Annotated in this window: 17 protein-coding genes (1 of these 17 only partly in view); 5 read left to right on the forward strand and 12 right to left on the reverse strand. The window is 71.9% G+C overall.

The features are described from left to right. Positions 1 to 31 precede the first annotated feature (31 nt). The gene (locus tag ACFOVU_RS20515) at positions 32 to 802 is read left to right on the forward strand and encodes a TetR/AcrR family transcriptional regulator (protein WP_378536078.1); all 771 of its coding nucleotides are present in this window, start codon (positions 32 to 34) and stop codon (positions 800 to 802) included. Between the two features lie 79 nt (positions 803 to 881). Here ACFOVU_RS20515 and ACFOVU_RS20520 read toward each other — a convergent pair whose 3' ends face one another. Together ACFOVU_RS20520 and ACFOVU_RS20525 are read right to left on the reverse strand one after the other, a co-directional pair. Then, positions 882 to 1247 carry a hypothetical protein gene (locus ACFOVU_RS20520; RefSeq protein WP_378536080.1) on the reverse strand — a complete coding sequence of 122 codons (366 nt, stop codon included), beginning with the start codon at positions 1245 to 1247 and terminating at the stop codon, positions 882 to 884. A gap of 628 nt (positions 1248 to 1875) precedes the next feature. After that, positions 1876 to 2886 (reverse strand): PrsW family intramembrane metalloprotease, encoded by a 1011-nt coding sequence (locus tag ACFOVU_RS20525; protein WP_378536082.1) that lies wholly within the window; start codon positions 2884 to 2886, stop codon positions 1876 to 1878. A 292-nt stretch (positions 2887 to 3178) separates the two neighbouring features. On the opposite strand from ACFOVU_RS20525, the gene ACFOVU_RS20530 reads away from it, so the two are divergent. Then, a complete protein-coding gene (locus ACFOVU_RS20530) occupies positions 3179 to 3823 on the forward strand; it encodes a GntR family transcriptional regulator (RefSeq protein ID WP_378536084.1) in 645 nt (214 codons plus the stop codon). Next, a complete protein-coding gene (locus tag ACFOVU_RS20535) occupies positions 3820 to 5157 on the forward strand; it encodes an MFS transporter (RefSeq protein ID WP_378536086.1) in 1338 nt (445 codons plus the stop codon). The genes ACFOVU_RS20530 and ACFOVU_RS20535 overlap by 4 nt, the downstream gene beginning before the upstream one ends. Before the next feature lie 3 nt (positions 5158 to 5160). Here the strand turns inward: ACFOVU_RS20535 and ACFOVU_RS20540 are convergent, their stop codons facing one another. Together ACFOVU_RS20540 and ACFOVU_RS20545 are read right to left on the reverse strand one after the other, a co-directional pair. Continuing rightward, positions 5161 to 5370, reverse strand: a complete 210-nt coding sequence (locus ACFOVU_RS20540) for a DUF6458 family protein (RefSeq protein ID WP_378536088.1) — start codon at positions 5368 to 5370, stop codon at positions 5161 to 5163. 188 nt (positions 5371 to 5558) lie between these two features. Continuing rightward, positions 5559 to 7382, reverse strand: a complete 1824-nt coding sequence (locus ACFOVU_RS20545; protein ID WP_378536090.1) for an acyl-CoA dehydrogenase — start codon at positions 7380 to 7382, stop codon at positions 5559 to 5561. A gap of 203 nt (positions 7383 to 7585) precedes the next feature. Between ACFOVU_RS20545 and ACFOVU_RS20550 the strand changes: the two genes are divergently transcribed. Next, positions 7586 to 8458 carry a hypothetical protein gene (locus tag ACFOVU_RS20550; RefSeq protein ID WP_378536092.1) on the forward strand — a complete coding sequence of 291 codons (873 nt, stop codon included), beginning with the start codon at positions 7586 to 7588 and terminating at the stop codon, positions 8456 to 8458. Beyond that, a complete protein-coding gene (locus ACFOVU_RS20555) occupies positions 8442 to 8723 on the forward strand; it encodes a hypothetical protein (protein ID WP_378536094.1) in 282 nt (93 codons plus the stop codon). The genes ACFOVU_RS20550 and ACFOVU_RS20555 overlap by 17 nt, the downstream gene beginning before the upstream one ends. Before the next feature lie 83 nt (positions 8724 to 8806). On the opposite strand, the gene ACFOVU_RS20560 is transcribed toward ACFOVU_RS20555, so the two are convergent. The 8 genes from ACFOVU_RS20560 to dnaK all read right to left on the reverse strand — a co-directional run. Next, positions 8807 to 10507, reverse strand: a complete 1701-nt coding sequence (locus tag ACFOVU_RS20560; protein WP_378536096.1) for a PepSY-associated TM helix domain-containing protein — start codon at positions 10505 to 10507, stop codon at positions 8807 to 8809. Between the two features lie 129 nt (positions 10508 to 10636). Then, complete coding sequence (locus ACFOVU_RS20565) at positions 10637 to 11134, reverse strand: hypothetical protein (protein ID WP_378536098.1); 498 nt, start codon at positions 11132 to 11134, stop codon at positions 10637 to 10639. A gap of 230 nt (positions 11135 to 11364) precedes the next feature. After that, on the reverse strand, positions 11365 to 11955 hold the full coding sequence (locus ACFOVU_RS20570; RefSeq protein ID WP_378536100.1) for a Uma2 family endonuclease: 591 nt from the start codon (positions 11953 to 11955) through the stop codon (positions 11365 to 11367). Positions 11956 to 12145: 190 nt separating this feature from the next. Further along, entirely contained in the window at positions 12146 to 14755 is a 2610-nt protein-coding gene (gene clpB / locus ACFOVU_RS20575) for an ATP-dependent chaperone ClpB (RefSeq protein ID WP_378536102.1), read from the reverse strand. Positions 14756 to 14817: 62 nt separating this feature from the next. Beyond that, positions 14818 to 15240, reverse strand: a complete 423-nt coding sequence (locus ACFOVU_RS20580) for a heat shock protein transcriptional repressor HspR (RefSeq protein WP_378536104.1) — start codon at positions 15238 to 15240, stop codon at positions 14818 to 14820. Between the two features lie 5 nt (positions 15241 to 15245). After that, positions 15246 to 16406, reverse strand: coding sequence for a molecular chaperone DnaJ (gene dnaJ / locus ACFOVU_RS20585; RefSeq protein ID WP_378536106.1), 1161 nt, complete (start codon positions 16404 to 16406; stop codon positions 15246 to 15248). Positions 16407 to 16522: 116 nt separating this feature from the next. Next, a complete protein-coding gene (gene grpE, locus ACFOVU_RS20590; RefSeq protein WP_378536108.1) occupies positions 16523 to 17221 on the reverse strand; it encodes a nucleotide exchange factor GrpE in 699 nt (232 codons plus the stop codon). A 36-nt stretch (positions 17222 to 17257) separates the two neighbouring features. After that, on the reverse strand, positions 17258 to 17316 hold the 3' end of the coding sequence (gene dnaK / locus ACFOVU_RS20595; RefSeq protein ID WP_378536110.1) for a molecular chaperone DnaK. Its footprint extends 1801 nt past the window's final position; 59 of the gene's 1860 nt are visible here — the last part of the coding sequence; its start codon lies off the right edge, out of view — the gene reads right to left on this strand; it ends in the stop codon at positions 17258 to 17260.

Below are 17316 nucleotides of genomic sequence, written 5' to 3' on the forward strand. Positions count from 1 at the left end.
AACGCTATACGGAGTTTTAGGATGAGGCAAGATGATCGCCGACGAGAACACCAGCGCCGACCCCACCCCCGCCCTCGAACTGCTGTGGGGCACGCGCGAACGCCCCAGCCGCGGCCCCCGCCAGGGCCTCACACCCGACCGGATCGTCGAGGCCGCGATCGAGATCGCCGACTCCGAAGGGCTGGCCGCGCTGTCGATGCGCAGGGTCGCGTCCCGGCTGGGCGTCGGCGCCGCGACCCTCTACACCTACGTGCCGGGCAAGACCGAGCTGTACGCGCTCATGATCGACGCGATGGTCGGCTCGGGGCCGCTGCCGCACACGCTGCCCGGCGGCTGGCGGGAGCGGTTCGAGGCGTGGGCCCGCGAGGACTGGACGGGGTTCCGAGAGCACCCGTGGCTCCTGCGGATCGTCTCCGACCGCCCGGTTCCGGGGCCCAACACGCTCGCCTGGTTCGACTCCGCGATCCGGGCGCTCGACGGCACGGGTCTGACGGGCCCCGAGAAGGCCACGGTGGTGGAGGTCGTCGACGGCTACGTGCGCGGGCTGGCGCGCACCTCACTCGACACCGCCGAGGCCGAACGGCGCTCCGGGGTGTCCGAAACGGCCTGGACCTCGCTGGCCAACGCCTTCATGGCGCGCCATGTCGACTTCTCGGCCTACCCGCACCTGGTCGAGGCGACCGCGGAGAGCGGGATGCCGGGGCCCGAGGAGGTCTTCGAGTTCGGGCTGCAACGCCTGCTCGACGGCGTCGAAGAGATCATCCGCGACCGGGCCGCGTGCGCAGGCCGCGCGCCGGAGTGACCTCGGCGGATCGGGCGCATGCGAAAGCCGCCGGGCGCCGGAGGACGCACGGCCGGGGGCTGCCCGGAGGGCGGGTGGATCAGGCTGCGGAGAGCGCGTGGTGGCGGCCGCGCTGGAAGGTGCGGCGGCGCGGGTAGGGGTTGAGCAGTGCGGCGGCGCCGGCGGGGTCGCTCGCGGGGTGGGTGATGGTGGCCCCGAGCGTGTCGTTCCAGACGAACTTGCCGTCGCGGCACCAGACGTTGATCCCGCGCATGACCGAGATGACGGCGAGTTCACTGGTGCCCGCGCGGTACATCGGCCGGGCGGCGACGGCCACCAGCTCGTACCAGAGCGCCGTGATGGCGCGTTCGGCGCAGAAGGCGTGCCGTGGTCTGTGCTTGACCCTGTTCGCCAGTGCCGACTTCACGCGGTCGGCCCTGGGATTGTTCAAACGCCAGTGACTCAAAGCGACGTCTCCTGAAGTGATCGGGTACCGCGGTCGGGGGTGCCGCTCCATCGATGCGGCCACTCGCACGCGGCCAAACCATAGGTGCACGACCTGTGATCTCCACGAATCCGGGGGCAACTGAGCTTGTCGTTACCTCCCGGTTATTCTTCGCGCTCCGGATAGTAGCAGGAAGAGGCCCCTAGGGGTCGACCCCGAGAATTGTGGTCCATGTCACAGGAAATGGGTTCCGATCCTGGGGGTCGATTCAATGTTTTCGCAGGTCAGAGCCGTTGATTCGAAGGTATGACCCAAGTGTCCGACGTGTCGGGTTATCCGGTGATATCCCCGAAGTGGTGCCGGGTCGCACACGAGGGCTGGAGCGCTCCGCGACGGGGTCGTCGCCCACGGCCACGGCGCGTTCCGCGCCGGTGGGCGGTCGCGTCGCGTGGCCTCCGGGCCGCGGGAGCCCGCGCTCCGCGGCCGGCGCACCCCGGCGCCGGGGGCCGCCATCGCAGTGGTCACACAGCGTAGCGAAACGGTCGTCGTGTGTCCGGCGGAAGCGGGTCGTTCGGGCGCGCGGGTGCACGTGTGCGCGGACTCGCCGCGGCGCGCCGGATCCGCCCCATAGGGGCGGGTCCGGCGGGTTCTAGAACGTGCCCGAGGTGCCGCCGTCCGGGCGCGGCGGGAGAGGGCCCGCAGGGTCCTGCGTGCCGTCCGTCCCCTGCGGCCCGTCCGGGGGCGCGCCGCCGGCCCCCTCCGGGCCCGTCGGGCGGGCCCGCGACACCAGCGTCCACAGCCACGCCAGCCCCACAGCTGAGACCGCCAGGAGCCCCAGGACATCGAGGGTGAGGATGAGAGCGGCCTGCCCCGGTGCGGGGTCGGGGATCCGCCCTGCGTGCAGCAGGTACTCCTGCCAGGGCGACCCGGTGAAGACGAGCGTCACGAGGACCGCCAGCCCGTGCACCGAATCCCACAGGGCGTGCAGCAGGGCCACGCCCACCAGCGCCGCCAGGACGCCGCCGGTGAAGTGCCACCGCCGCCCGGGAGAGGCGGCGAACAGGACCCCGCCGACGATGGCCGTCCACAGCCCGTGCCCCACGGGTGTGAGCAGGCCCCGCAGCACCTCGGTCTCCACCAGCGACAGCAGGTCGAACCCCTGGCTCGTCACGAGGGCGTTGAGCGCGTAGCCCGCGCTCTCGAACGCCGCGAACCCGAACCCGACCGCGGCGCCCAGCACCAGGCCGTCGCGCGGTGTGCGGCGGGCCATGTCGCGCGCGACGAAGAGGAGGGCGAGCAGCTTCACCGTCTCCTCGATGACCCCCACCCCGATGTACTGGAGCGGGGAGGGCGACGCCAGCAGGTAGGTCTCCAGCAGCGACGCGCCGAGGACCCCGAGGACGCCGCCGATGATGAAGGCGGAGAACAGCAGCTCGACGGTGACGTGCTCGCCGGTGTCGTGCTCGTGGGCCCAGGCGACGAAGGTCACCGGCACCAGGAAGCTCCCGAGGAGCACGATCGTGGGGAGCAGTGCGGTGTTGGCGGTGAGGAAGGTGACCAGCACGGTCGCGATCCACAGCGCGAACCCGGCCAGGAAGATCCTCGGCCAGGCCCGTGGTGCACGGGCGGCGGCCGGCGTGTTCGGCGCCTGCACGGCCATTCCCTCTTTCCCTTGCTCGCCCCGGCGGTGCGGCCGGGCGGCACGGTCCCGAAGGCCGCCCCGACCGCGTCATCGTCACACGCGGCCACAGCGGTCCGGGGTCGCTCCCTGCCCGTTGGCGAGGATCTGCCCGGCCCTTGACACAGGTTTTCCCGCACGTGTGCGAGACCACGGTGAGGGCCGGGTGTGCCGGCGGTGAGGGCGGCGCGCCCGCCCGGGCCGCCCCTCGGGCCGGGCCGCGGCACCCCCGGGCGGACATAGGGGGAGGAGCCGGGGCTAGCATAGATACAACATGCATACAACGCCGTCCGCCACAGATCGGGCCTATCAGTACACCAAGGACGCCATCCTCACCCGCCGCATCGCCGGCGGAGAGCTGGTCAGCGAGGGCGCCATCGCCGACGGAGTGGGCGTCTCGCGCACGCCCGTCCGCGAGGCGCTGCTGCGCCTGGAGGCCGAGGGGCTCGTCCGGCTCTACCCCAAGCGCGGCGCACTGGTCGTGCCCGTGTCGCAGGCCGAGATCGACGACGTCATCGAGACCCGCCGGCTCGTCGAGGGCTACACCGCCGAGCGCGCGGCCGCCGCGGAGCCCCAAGAGCGCGCGGCGCTCGCCGACCGCCTCGGCGAACTGCTCGACCGGATGCGCGTCGAGGCCGAGGGGGACCGCCGCGCCTTCATCGTCGCCGACCGCGACTTCCACCGGGCGATCGTGGCCGCAGCGGGCAACGAGATCTTCGCGACCCTCTACGACACACTGCGCGACCGGCAGCTGCGGATGATGGAGGAGGGGACCCGCACGGTGGCCCGCATGCGCGCCAACATCGACGAGCACGCCGAGATCCTCGCCGCCGTCCGCTCCGGCGACCCCGACGCGGCGCGCGGCGCCGTCCGGGCGCACATGGACTCCGCGGCGCGCCTGCTGGGGGCCCGCCGATGAGCACCGAGACGACGGGCGGGCACCTGCGCGGCCGGTCATCGGGTGATGGGGTGACACCTTCCTCCCCTTCTCCTGCCGCCAGCGCTCCCACCACCACCGTGCTCGCCGCTCCCGCGGCCGAACCCCCGGGCGGCGCGCGCGCCTGGCTCGTGTGGGCGATCGCGGTCGGCGTCTACTTCCTGGCCATGTTCCACCGCAACGGGCTGGCCGTCGCCGCGCTGGAGGCCCAGCAGCGCTTCGACGTGGGCCCCGCCGTCCTGTCGCTGCTGCCGATGGTGCAGCTCCTGGTCTACGTCGTGCTCCAGGTCCCCGCGGGGCTGATGGCCGACCGCATCGGGCCGCGTGCGTCGCTGCTGATGGGGCTGGCCGCGATGGCAGCGGGCGTCGCCATGTTCGCGGTCGCCCCCGATATCCGGGTGGCGATCGCCGGGCGCGTGCTCATCGGTCTCGGCGACGCGGTGACCTTCCTCAACGTCATCCGCATCGGCGCCCTGTGGTTCCCGCGCGCCCGCTATGCCCTCATCAGCTCGCTCACCGCGCTGGTCGGCGGCGTCGGCCAGCTCTCCAGCGTCGCCCCGCTGTCCGCCGCCCTGCACGGCCTGGGCTGGATGTGGGCGTTCCTCGGTGCGTCCGCGGTCAGCGTCGCGATGATGGTGCTGGTGCTGCTGGCCGTCCGCGACCGCCCGCAGGGCAGCGGGGACACCCACCCCCACCCGCCGGTGAAGGCGTGGGCGAGCATCGTCGAGGCGCTGAAGGCGCGCGGGCCCCGGGTCGGCATGGCCTGCCACGCCGCCGTCATGGCGCCCTACACCATGCTCGCCGTCCTGTGGGGGTACCCGTTCCTGGTCGAGGGCGTGGGGCTCGCACCCGCGACGGCCGGGCTCCTGCTGTCGGGGCTGGGGGTGGGGGTGCTGTGGATCTCGCCGGTGCTGGGTGCGCTGGTGGGCCGGGCGCCCGGGATCCGGCGGCCCTTCGCCATGGTGCTGGTGACCCTGTTCGGCGTCGCCTGGGTGTCCCTCGTGGCCTGGCCGGGCGGGCTGCCGCCCACCCCCGTGATCGTCGCCGTCCTGGTGGTGAGCGCGGCCGGGCAGGTCATGGCGCCCGCGCTGTCCTTCGACTTCGCGCGCGACGGCCTGCCGGCGCACCGCACCGGCGTGGCGTCGGGGCTGGTGAACATGAGCGGGTTCACCACAACGGTGGTGGCCACGGTCGGCGCCGGGATCATCCTGGAGGCGGGCGGCGGGTTCCAGGCGGCCTTCATCCCGCTCGCCGCCACCACCGCGGTCTCGGCGGTGGTCACCGTCGCGATGCTGTGGCGCTACCCGCGGCCCTGACGCTCACAGCAGGTCTGTGTCGCTCCGCGGGCGCTCCTCGCCGCGCCGGCCCCGCGTCACCATGACCACCAGGGTGAGCACGATGACGGCCGCACCGGCGAGCATGAAGATCACGCCGATGGCCCCGAGGTCCAACGCGGCGATATCGGCGGTGATGCCGTACCGCAGCACCGCCCCGACGACGATCAGGAAGATTCCGAGCCCGATTCCCATCTGCTGCCTCCGCTGGGGGGTGGCGAGTGCGCGCTTCCCCCTTGGCTTACCCCGTTGCGCGGCGGGCATCACGGTGCGCGCCGGGGCGGTCGGCGTCGATGTCGGGGGGCCGGAGGCGAGGGCGGTCGGTCAGCGCCCGCGCCCCCGGCCCGTGGAGCGCATCCCTGGTGGGGCAGGGGTGCGACGGGTCAGAAGGCCGACTCGGGGACGTCCATCAGGTCCAGCGTGACGTTCTCGGCGATCGCGCGCTCGGCCGAGACGCGCGGCAGGATCTGGTCGGCGAAGAACCGCGCCGCGGCGATCTTGCCGGTGTAGAAGTCGGCGTCGGCCGGCCCGGCCCCGTCGATCGCGGCGAGGGCGACCTCGGCCTGGCGCAGCAGCAGCCAGCCCAGGACCACGTCGCCGACCGCCATGAGCAGCCGGGTCGCGTTCAGCCCGACCTTGTACAGCTCCTGCGGCTCCTCGGTGGAGGCGAGCGCGTGGCCGACCATGACCTCGACGATCTTCTCGACGTCGGCGGCGGCGTCGGCCAGCACCGCGCGCTCCTCCTTCAGGCGCCCGTTGCCGTCCTCGCCCGACGCGAACCCCTTGATCTCGCCCATCAGCGCGCCGAAGGCCTGGCCGTTGTTGCGCACGATCTTGCGGAAGAAGAAGTCCTGCGCCTGGATCGCCGTGGTGCCCTCGTAGAGGGTGTCGATCTTGGCGTCGCGGATGTACTGCTCGATCGGGTAGTCCTGGAGGTACCCGGACCCGCCGAGGGTCTGGAGCGACTCCGCGAGCAGCGCGTAGGAGCGCTCCGAGCCCACCCCCTTGACGATCGGCAGCAGCAGGTCGTTGAGCGCGTCGGCCGCCGAGTGGTCCTCGCCGTTGTGCTTGGCGATCTGCACCTCGTCCTGCTTGCTCGCGGTGAAGACGACCAGGGCGCGCAGCGCCTCGGCGTAGGCCTTCTGCGTCATGAGGCTGCGGCGCACATCGGGGTGGCGCGTGATGGCCACGCGGGGCGCGGTCTTGTCGGCCATCTGCGTGAGGTCGGCGCCCTGCTTGCGCTCCTTGGCGTACTCCAGGGCGTTCAGGTAGCCGGTGGACAGCGTGGCGATGGCCTTGGTGCCGACCATCATCCGGGCGTTCTCGATGATCAGGAACATCTGCCGGATGCCGTCGTGCTTGTCGCCGACCAGGTAGCCGATGGCGGGGTGCTCGGCGCCGAACGTCAGCTCGCAGGTGGTCGACGCCTTGAGGCCCATCTTGTGCTCGACATTGGTGGCGTAGACGCCGTTGCGCTCGCCCACGGTTCCGTCCTCGTCCACCAGGAACTTCGGCACCAGGAACAGCGAGAGGCCCTTGGTGCCGGGCTTGGCCCCCTCGGGGCGGGCGAGCACCAGGTGGAAGATGTTCTCGGTGATGTCCTGCTCGCCGGAGGTGATGAACCGCTTGACGCCCTCGATGTGCCAGGTGCCGTCGCCCTGGTCGATCGCCTTGGTGCGGCCCGCGCCGACGTCGGAGCCCGCGTCGGGCTCGGTGAGCACCATGGTGGCGCCCCAGTCGTTGTCGATGGCCTGCTGGGCGAACCGCTTCTGGGCGTCGTTGCCCTCCAGGTAGAGGACGTTGGCGAAGCCGGGGCCGGCCGCGTAGATGTGCACGGCGGGGTTGGCGCCGAGGATCAGCTCGGACGCCGCCCAGTACAGCGACCGCGGCGCACCCAGGCCGCCCAGCTCCGGGGGGAGGTCCAGGTTGAACCAGCCGGCGTCCATGAAGGCGCGGTAGGACTTCTTCAGGCTCTCGGGGATGGCGACGGTGCGGGTCGCCGGGTCGTAGACCGGGGGGTTGCGGTCGGCGTCCTCGAAGGACTCGGCCACGACCCCGGTGGCGAGCCGGTCGACCTCGTCGAGAATCGTGCGGGCCGTGTCCTCGTCCAGCTCCTCGAACGGGCCCTCACCCAGCACGTCCTGGCGCCTGAACACCTCAAACAGGTTGAATTCGAGGTCACGGAGGTTGCTCTTGTAGTGCGTCATGGCGCGCCCCGCCGTCTCCTGTCCGCTGTGCCCGCGGGCACACGCGATCTACTGACTGGTAACAAATTCGATGTTACTACCCAGTAGAGCAGGGCGCCAGCGACACGGGGCGCGAATCAACCACGAACGTCTCATTGGGTGGCCAAAACGCACATTACGTCACTCTCGATATTTTGTCAGTGACCCTCGGTAGCGTGCGCCGCATGCCCTCATACGAGCATGAGGTCCTCATCGACCTCTTCCGCCAAGAACCGGAGCTGGCCCCGGAGATGCTTTCCGGCATCCTCGGGGTCGAGGTCCCCGACCACACCAAGACCGAAGTCGAGAACGTCGACCTGACCGACGTCCGACCAACCGAGTACCGGGCCGACATGGCCGTCAGCGTCCGCAACACGGACCGCGAGATGGCGATCATCATCGAGGTCCAGCGCAAGCGGACCAACACCAAACGGCTGAGCTGGCCCGTCTACATCACAACGATGCGGTCCCGGCTCGGCTGCCCCACCGTCCTGATGGTCGTGTGCCCCGACGCCTCGACCGCCAAGTGGTGCGCCGAGCCGATCGAGATCGGCCACCCTGGCATGGTCCTCACGCCGATCGTCCTGGGGCCCGACCAGGTCCCGGTGGTCACCGACTCCGACGAGGCCCGGGCACACTCGGAGATCTCGGTGCTCTCGGCCCTCATCCACTGCGACACCCACCCGGCCGTCCTCGATGCGTTCGCGGAGGCCCTGGAAACGCTCGACCCCGAAAAGGGGCGGCTCTACCATGATTACGTGGTCGGCAACATGCCGACGCGCGCTCGCCTGCACTGGAGGAACCTCATGGCGACCAAGACCTACGAGTGGAAGAGCGACTTCGCTCGCCGGTACCTGGCCGAGGGCAAGGCCGAGGGCAAGGCCGAGGGCAAGGCCGAAGGTGAGGCACGGGCCATCCTCACCGTCTTGGCCGCACGGGGGATCCCCGTCTCGGACGAGGCGAAGGATCGCATCACCTCCTGCTCCGACCCTGAGCTGCTCGATGTGTGGGTCGGTCGGAGCGCACTCGTGGAGACGGCCGATGACCTCTTCGTCTGACCAGAGCGAGACCGCCACTCACGACCTGTGGCAGCAGACCGCTCAGCAGTTCGCGGAAGCGCACATGGCCGCGGGCCTCCTGATGAGGGTCAGCATCACCAAAGCGATCAAGCAAGAGGATCTCCTCCTGTTCTTGAAGGCCAGGGGGGTACAGGTTCCCTTGGAAGCCAAAGATCGCATCTACGATTGCGACAAGCTGGGTCAGCTCAATTCGTGGATGAGGAAGGCTGCGACCGTGCAGTCAGCCGATGAGCTCTTCGTCTGACGGCTGTCAGGCGTGAACTCGAAGGCCGTCGGCGTGCTTGCGCCGACGGCCGTTCTGTTCGAGTAGGGGACCCCAGATGGGCGTTAGGAGGCGCGATCGGGGTGAGGCGCGTCCGCGTCGGCTTCTCTGCGCAGGTGGCGGGCGGTGAGGATCAGGTCGAGGATCAGGAACATCAGCAGTGACGCCCCGAAGAGCGGGAAGAAGTAGCCGATCGCGACCGCGACCGCGATGACCGGCAGCCGGATCCGCCACGGCAGGGCGGACCAGGCGCCGCGGGGGAACGGGCGGCCCATTGCGAAGCCGGTCGCTGCGGACGGGCGGCGCTGCCACCACATGCGGTAGCCCAGGACGATGACGGTGATCAGGCCGATCGCGACCGCTGTGAGGAAGAGCTGGTTGGGCAGGCCGAACAGCAGCCCCATGTGGGCGTCGATCCCCCACCGCGTCATCTTCGCCATGAAGGGGTAGTCGGCGAAGCGCACCTCGTCGGTGACGACCCCGCTGGGCGCGTGGACGGCCACGGCGTCGTGCTGGGTCGGCCACCGTGCTCCGGTCTCCTGCACCGTGTGGGACGCCCCCTCCACGGGCGGGTAGACGATCTCCACGCCGCCTTCCAGCCCCGCGTCGCGGGCGACGGCCAGGACCCGGTCCACGCCGACGTCGACTCCGTCGACGATGAGGTCGTCCTCTTCGCCGTGGCCGCCGCCGTGCCCGCTCTCGGTCTCCCCGGCGCCTTCCCCGTCTGAGGCTTCCCCGGCTCCGCCCTCTTCCCCGTGGCCACCCCCTTCGTCGTGATCGGGGCCGTCGGCGGCGGGCGCCCGTGCGCTGTCGCCGTGTCCGGAGTGCCCGGAGTCGCCGGATCCCCCGGTGTCGTCGGTGCCGTCGCCGTAGGAGGCGAGGGGGTAGGCCGAGACCGCGGGCGTGTGCCAGTTCAGCTGGGCGCGGAGCGCCTCGATGTTGGCGCCCGCGAACCGCGACCAGCTCAGCCCGGTCGCCGAGATCGCCACCACCACGACCACGATCCATAGCCCCACCGACCCGTGCCACGACATGGTCCGGCGCCGTCCGGTGGCCCCGGGTTCCGGGGTCAGGAGCGTCCGGGCGCCCCGCTTGGCGCGCGTACGTGAGATCCACAGCGCCGCGCCACCGAGCGCGACCACCCACATCCAGCTCGCCGCCAGCTCGCTGTAGACCCGGCCGGCCTCGCCGAGGTGCAGGTTGCGGTGGAGCTCGGAGATCCAGGAGCGGACGGGTAGGGCGGCGCTGCTGCCATAGCTGTCCAGCGCACCGAGGACCTCGCCGGTGTAGGGGTCGACGAAGACGCCGAGGCGGTGGCTCTCGGCCAGGCCGGGGACGTCGAGCAGGACGCGCGTGCTCTCGCCGGGCCCGGCGGCCGGCCGCACAGCGCTCAGTGTCCCCTCGGGGTGGGCCTCCGTCGCGGCCGCCACCTGCTCGCCGAGGGCGACCTGGCCGTCGCCGACCGGGACGCGCAGCACGTCGGCGTAGAGCGCCTGTTCCAGCTGTGGGGTGTAGACGTAGAGCAGCCCGGTCACGGCCGCGACCAGGATGAACGGCGCGACGAGGATTCCGGCGTAGAAGTGCAGCCGCAGCAGGCCGGGCCGCAGCAGCGACCAGGCAGAGCGCCGCTGTGCGGTGGGGGAGTCGGAGGAAGAGGCGGAGAGGTCCGCGGCTCCATCAGGTGGTGCAGGGGGAGAGGCGGAGGGGTCCGCTGCTCCGCCGGTGGGGGGTTGGGGGAGGCGCGCGGTGTGTTCATCGGGCGTCATGGATGGCTTCCTCGGCTGCTCGGCGGTGCGCTCGCGCACCGGGCGAGGGACATGGGGGAGGGGCCGCGCCCCGTTCGCGGGCACGCGGCACCGGGCCACGGCGCCTGCGGCGCCCACGGCCGGTGGATGTCAGATCAGCAAGGACGCGGGCGGCCCGCGGCGCACCACGCTGTGGCGCAGCACGAGCGTGCCCGCGGGCCGGACACCGGGGTCCGGGACGGGGGAGTGCCCGCTCGGGATGGCGGGCAGGGGGCGGCGCGGCCGGAGCAGGAGCACCCCGGACAGCAGGGTCCGCAGGTAGCGGGCCAAGGCGAAGGCGGCGCCCTCGCCCCGGTGCACCCACCAGGCGCACAGCAGCGCGGTCACCAGGTGCGCGACCGTCATCCAGGGGCCGGCGGAACCGCCGTCGGCCGGGAGGACGGTGAGCGCGGGGTGCGCGGCGGCGTGGAGGCCGCCGGAGAGCGGGGCGCTGCCCTGCTCCGCCGAGTGCGCGAGGCCGAACAGCAGGTGCAGCATGAGCTGCCCCCACACCATCCAGCCGCAGACGGCGCCCAGGCCGCGTTCCGCGCCCGCGGCCGCCCAGGTGATCGCGTAGATGAGTGCGTAGCCGGCCGCCAGACCGGTCACTGGAACCTCGTGCCCCGATGTCAGAGTGTGCCCGGCAGCGGACACGCCGACACACACCGCGGTGAACACCGCGGCCCGCGCGGACCGGAAAGCCGACACACCCGACATCCGGCCCATCCTCGCACCGCCCGACCCCCGTGGGTATCCCGTCCCGGGGTATCGGTGTCCGCCAGGAGGTCAGGGCCCGCCCATGAGGCCGGGGCGAGAAGGATCGTGCGACGTTGCGCGCCTCAGACGCCGGCCCGGCGCGGTGCCGGGACGAGCGAGTCGAGGCCGAGGGTGACCGGGAAGGGAACCGGGCGGTCGAGCGTCCCGCGGAAGATCCCCGCCGGCGCGTACGTACCGGTCGGGCCGTCGAGCTCGTAGACGTGCACGACGGGCCGGTCGTGCTCTCGCTCGACGACCCAGTAGTGCGGGATCCCGGCCTCCGCGTACTTTCGGAATTTGACCTTCCGGTCACGCTCCGCGGACTCGGGCGAGACGACCTCGATCGTGAGGGCGACGTCGTCGGGTTCGAACCAGGTGCGCTGCGGGAGGAACGGGGCGGTGGTGGCCAGCAGGTCGGGCTCGGCCCGGTTGCGCCGGTCGAGGCGCACCGTCATGTTCCACTCGATCTCCACGCCCTTGGGAGCGTGAGCGGCCAAAGCGCGGTTCAGTGCGGTAACGACGCGGGCGTGCCAGGCCGGTCTCGGAGACAGCGCGAAGATGAGGGCCCCGTCGATCAGCTCGGTGTGCTTGGGCGCATCCGGAAGGTGGTCGAGGTCTTTCGCATACCACCCTTCGACGCGCGGCGGGTACATCCACTCGGGCAGCGCAGTCATGCCGACCAGGGTAACGACCGCCACACCCGCTCACCAGCGGAATCGCCCGTTCCGGCCATCCGGAAGCCGTTCCCGGGCGGATGGGGCGCGCCGGACGGGGGCGCCGCCCGGCGCACCCACGGGCCTGCCGTCGCCCGGCCGGCGGCCGGGACGCTCAAGGCGCGGGCAGCCGCCGGGGCGGGCTCGGGTGTCAGGACGCCGCGGCCACCGGCCGGGCGGGGTGGACGGTGAGGGCGTCCTTGGACTCGTCGAGGTCGACGGCCACGGTGTCGCCCTCCTGGAGGTCACCCGACAGCAGCGCCTTGGCCAGCGGGTCGCCGATGGCGGCCTGGACCAGGCGGCGCAGCGGGCGGGCCCCGTAGACCGGGTCGTAGCCGGTCAGGGCCAGCCATTCGCGGGCGGCCGGGGCGACGTCCAGGGTCAGCCGGCGGTCGGCCAGCCGCCGGGCCAGCCGCTCGACCTGGAGGTCGACGATGCGCGTGAGGTCGTCGGTCGACAGCGCGTCGAACGTGATCACGTCGTCGAGCCGGTTCAGGAACTCCGGCTTGAACGTGTTCCGCACGACCTGCATGACCTTCTCGCTGCGCGCGGAATCGTCGAGCACCGGGTCCACCAGGAACTGCGACCCCAGGTTGGAGGTGAGGATCAGCAGCGTATTGCGGAAGTCCACGATCCGGCCCTGGCCGTCGGTGAGGCGGCCGTCGTCGAGCACCTGGAGCAGGGTGTCGAACACCTCGATGTGCGCCTTCTCGACCTCGTCGAGCAGGACCACCGTGTAGGGGCGGCGGCGCACCGCCTCGGTGAGCTGGCCGCCCTCCTCGTAGCCGACGTAGCCCGGAGGGGCGCCCACCAGCCGCGACACCGAGTGCTTCTCGGAGTACTCGCTCATGTCGACGCGCACGATCGCCCGCTCGTCGTCGAACAGGAACTCCGCCAGCGCCTTGGCCAGCTCCGTCTTGCCCACACCCGTGGGGCCCAGGAACAGGAACGACCCCGTGGGGCGGTCCGGGTCGGAGATGCCCGCGCGTGCGCGGCGCACCGCGTCGGCGACCGCCGTCACCGCGGGACGCTGCCCGATCAGCCGCTTGCCGAGCTCGTCCTCCATGCGCAGCAGCTTGGCGGTCTCGCCCTCGAGCAGCCGCCCGACGGGGATGCCGGTCCACGACGACACGACATCGGCGACGTCGTCGGCGCCCACCTCGTCCTTGACCATGGTGGGCTCTTCGCCGCCGGTCTCCTCCTCGGCGGACGACGCCTCCTCCAGGTACTTCTCCAGCTCCGGGATCTCCCCGTACATCAGCCGGGACGCCTCGGTGAAGTCGCCGTCGCGCTGGGCGCGGTCGGCCTGGGTGCGCAGGTCGTCGAGGCGCTCCTTCAGCTCGCCGACCCGGTTCAGCCCGGCCTTCTCCTGCTCCCAGCGGGCCACCAGGCCGTTCAGCTCCTCCTGGTGGTCGGCGAGGTCGGCGCGCAGCCGCTCCAGGCGCTGCACGGAGGCGGTGTCGGACTCCTTGGCGAGCGCCATCTCCTCCATCTTCAGCCGGTCGACGGTGCGCTGGAGCGCGTCGATCTCCACCGGCCGGGAGTCGATCTCCATGCGCAGCCGGGACGCGGCCTCGTCGATGAGGTCGATGGCCTTGTCGGGCAGGAACCGCGCGGTGATGTAGCGGTCGGAGAGGGTCGCCGCGGCCACGAGGGCGGAGTCGGCGATCTGCACCTTGTGGTGCGCCTCGTAGCGGCCCTTCAGCCCGCGCAGGATCGCGATGGTGTCGGCGGCCGACGGCTCGCCCACGAGGATCTGCTGGAAGCGGCGCTCCAGCGCGGGGTCCTTCTCGATGCGCTGCCGGTACTCGTCGAGCGTGGTGGCGCCGACCATGCGCAGCTCGCCGCGGGCCAGCATCGGCTTGAGCATGTTGCCGGCGTCCATGGCGCCCTCGGCGGCGCCCGCGCCCACCATCGTGTGCAGCTCGTCGATGAAGGTGATGATCTGGCCGTCGCTCTCCTTGATCTCGTTGAGCACGGCCTTCAGGCGCTCCTCGAACTCGCCCCGGTACTTCGCCCCGGCCACCATCGCCGACAGGTCCAGCGAGATCAGCCGCTTGTCGCGCAGGGATTCGGGGACGTCGCCCGCCACGATGCGCTGCGCCAGCCCCTCGACGACCGCGGTCTTGCCGACCCCCGGCTCGCCGATCAGCACCGGGTTGTTCTTGGTGCGCCGCGACAGCACCTGCACGACCCGGCGGATCTCGGAGTCGCGGCCGATCACCGGATCGAGCGCGCCCGCGCGCGCCTGGCCGGTGAGGTCCACGCCGTACTTCTCCAGCGCTCGGTAGGTCTCCTCAGGGTTGGCGGAGGTGACCTTGCCCGGGCCGCGCACGCGCTCGAACGCCTCGAGCAGCGCCTCGGGCGTGGCGCCGGCGTCGCGGAGCAGCCGGCTCGCCTCGCCGCCGTCGGCCGCCAGGCCCACGAGCAGGTGCTCGGTGGAGACGAACTCGTCCTCCATCTGCTGGGCGCGCTGGGCGGCGGTGTTCAGCGAGACGATGAGCTGCCGGGAGCTCTGCGGCGCGCTCACCGTGCTGCCCGCCGCCTTGGGCAGGCCGGCCACGGCCTGCTCGACCTTGGCCGCCAGATCGTCAGGGGCGGCGCCGACCTCCTTGAGCAGCGGCCGGATGATGCCCTCGCCCTGGCCGAGCAGTGCGGAGAGCAGGTGCACCGGCTCGACCTGCGGGCCGCCGTCCGTGGTCGCCCGCCGGACCGCTCCGGAGACCGCCTCCTGGCTTTTGGTGGTGAGTTTGTAATTCATGCGTAGCCGTTCCCTATGGCCCGTGCGGTCCGCCGGTAAGGCGGCCGTTCCCCGTTCCCCGTTCACCGCTCCTGGTCGGGCGGTGGCGGGGTGTTGAAGATCGTCACGCGGGTGCGCCGGACCGGGATCAGCTCCCCGCCCTGGGACGCCGACGACGCGCGCCGCGCCACGGCGCTGCGCGCCGCCTCGAGTTCGTTGTGCAGGTGGAAGATGTGGTCGCGCAGCTCGGCGACCTCGCGCTGCAACTCCAGGATCCGCTTGATCCCGGCGAGGTTGATGCCCTCCTGCTGCGACAGCCGCTGCACCACGCGCAGCATGTGGATGTCGCGCATGGAGTAGCGGCGCCCCCGGCCTGAGGCGCGTCCCGGCGAGACCAGGCCCAGCCGGTCGTACTGGCGCAGCGTCTGCGGGTGCAGCCCGGACAGCTCGGCGGCGACCGAGATCACGTAAACGGGTACGTCCTCGCCGAACGACGGTTCGTTCATGGCCCTCACATCCCCTTCGCCCGTGCCTCGAGACCTCTGCGCGGGTCCTGGTCGGCGGTTGCGGCGCGGAACTTCTCCAGGGCTTCGCGGGCCTCGCCGCTCAGCTCCTGCGGCACGGCCACCTCGACCGTGACGAGCATGTCCCCCGTCGTGCCGTCACGGCGGGTGGAGCCCTTGCCGCGGACGCGGAACGTGCGCCCGCTGGGGGTACCCGGGGGGATCTTGACCGTGACGGGGAGTCCGCCGAGGGTCGGCACGCGCACATCGGCGCCGAGGGCGGCCTCGGGGAAGCTCACCGGAACGGTGATGGTCAGGTTGTCGCCGGTCTTTCCGAACACGGGGTGCGGCTGCACGTGTACCACCACATAGAGGTCGCCGGCCGGCCCGCCGTTCTCGCCCGGTGCGCCCTTGCCCTTGAGCCGGATGCGCTGGCCGTCGGAGACGCCGGCGGGGATGCGGGCCGAAATCGTACGGGTGCTCTTGCCCCGGCCGCTACCGCTACAGGTGGGGCAGGGGTCGTCGACGACGAGCCCGCGCCCCTTGCACTCGCTGCACGGTTCGGACAGGGAGAAGCCGCCCAGGTTCTTGTTCTCGTGCCCGGTACCGGCGCACTTCGGGCACATGCGCGGCGCGGTCCCGGCCCGCGCCCCGGTGCCCTTGCAGGTGGGGCAGGCGGCTTCGCTGGTCAGCTGGAAGGAGCGGGTGACGCCGCCGGCCGCTTCGTCGAAGGTCAGCCGGGTCTCGGTCTCGACGTCGGCCCCGCGCCGCGACTGGGTGGAGGTGCGCCCCCGCCCGCCGAAGAGCCCGCCGAACAGGTCGCTGAGGCGTTCGCCGCCACCGCCGCCACTGCCGGCGCCGCCGGCCCCTCCGAAGAGGTCGCCGAGGTCGAACCCGCCGGGGCCGGTGCCGCCGTTGGGCCGGTAGGACCCGCCGAACAGCGAACGGGCGTCGTCGTACTCCTTGCGCCGCTTCTCGTCGGACAGGACGTTGTAGGCCTCGGAGATCTCCTTGAACCGGTCCTCGGCCTTGGGGTCGGCGGCGTTGGCGTCGGGGTGGTGCGCGCGGGCGAGCTTGCGGTACGCCTGCTTGATCTCGTCCTTGGTGGCCGTCTTTGAGACTCCGAGGACCTTGTAGTAGTCCTTCTCCAGGTAGTCCTTGGTGCTCATCGACGTGTGCCTTCTCCCGCTCAGCGCTCGGACTTCAACAGCAACAGGGCCGCGTGCGCGGCCCCGCAGGCCCTCGCCCGCCCCGGGCGCCCTGCGGCGCCCGGGGCGGGCCTTTGCTAGGTGTCGTCGCCGTTCCCGGCGTCGTCACCGGGCTCGGGCTCCGCGGGGGCCCCGCCGCCGGTTTCGGCGGTGTCGCCGGACCCCTCGGCCACGACGACGCGGGCCGGCCGCAGCACCCGCTCACCGATGAGGTACCCGGGCTGGAAGACCTCGATCACCGTGGGGACGGTGACATCGGGGGACTCCACCAGGGTCAGGGCCTCGTGCACGTTCGGGTCGAACTCGTCGCCCTTCTCCGCGTACTTCTTCAGCCCCAGCTTGGTGGCCAGCGACTCCAGGGACTCGCCGACCGACTTGAAGCCGCCGCTCAGCTCGCCGTGCTCGCGCGCCCGGCCGACGTCGTCGAGGATCGGCAGGAGCTCGCCCAGGACCTGGGAGAGCGCCTGCTCGCGGACGACGAGCCGGTCGCGGTCGACCCGCTTGCGGTAGTTGGCGTACTCCGCCTGGACCCGCTTGAGGTCGTTGGTGAGCTCGCCGACCCGCTCGCGCGCCTCGGCGAGCTCCGCCGCATCGGCGGTGCCCGCTCCGGAGCCGGGCTCCCCGGCCGCGGGTGCGGCCTCGGGCTCCTCGGGTGCGGGAGCGGCGGCGGCCTCCGCTGGGGTGCGGAGTTCGCCGGTCTCGGGGTCGATGCGCCGCTTGTCGCGGATCACCGGCCCTTCGTGACGGCCCTCGTTGTCGTTATCGGGCAGCGCCATTGGCTGTGCCTCCTTGGGTTCCGCGTCCTAGGCGCTTCAGGCGCTGCCGTCCTTCTTGGTTTCCTTGTCCTCGTCGACGATCTCGGCGTCGACGA

Source organism: Nocardiopsis sediminis (assembly GCF_042650565.1).
GTDB lineage: Bacteria > Actinomycetota > Actinomycetes > Streptosporangiales > Streptosporangiaceae > Nocardiopsis_B > Nocardiopsis_B sediminis.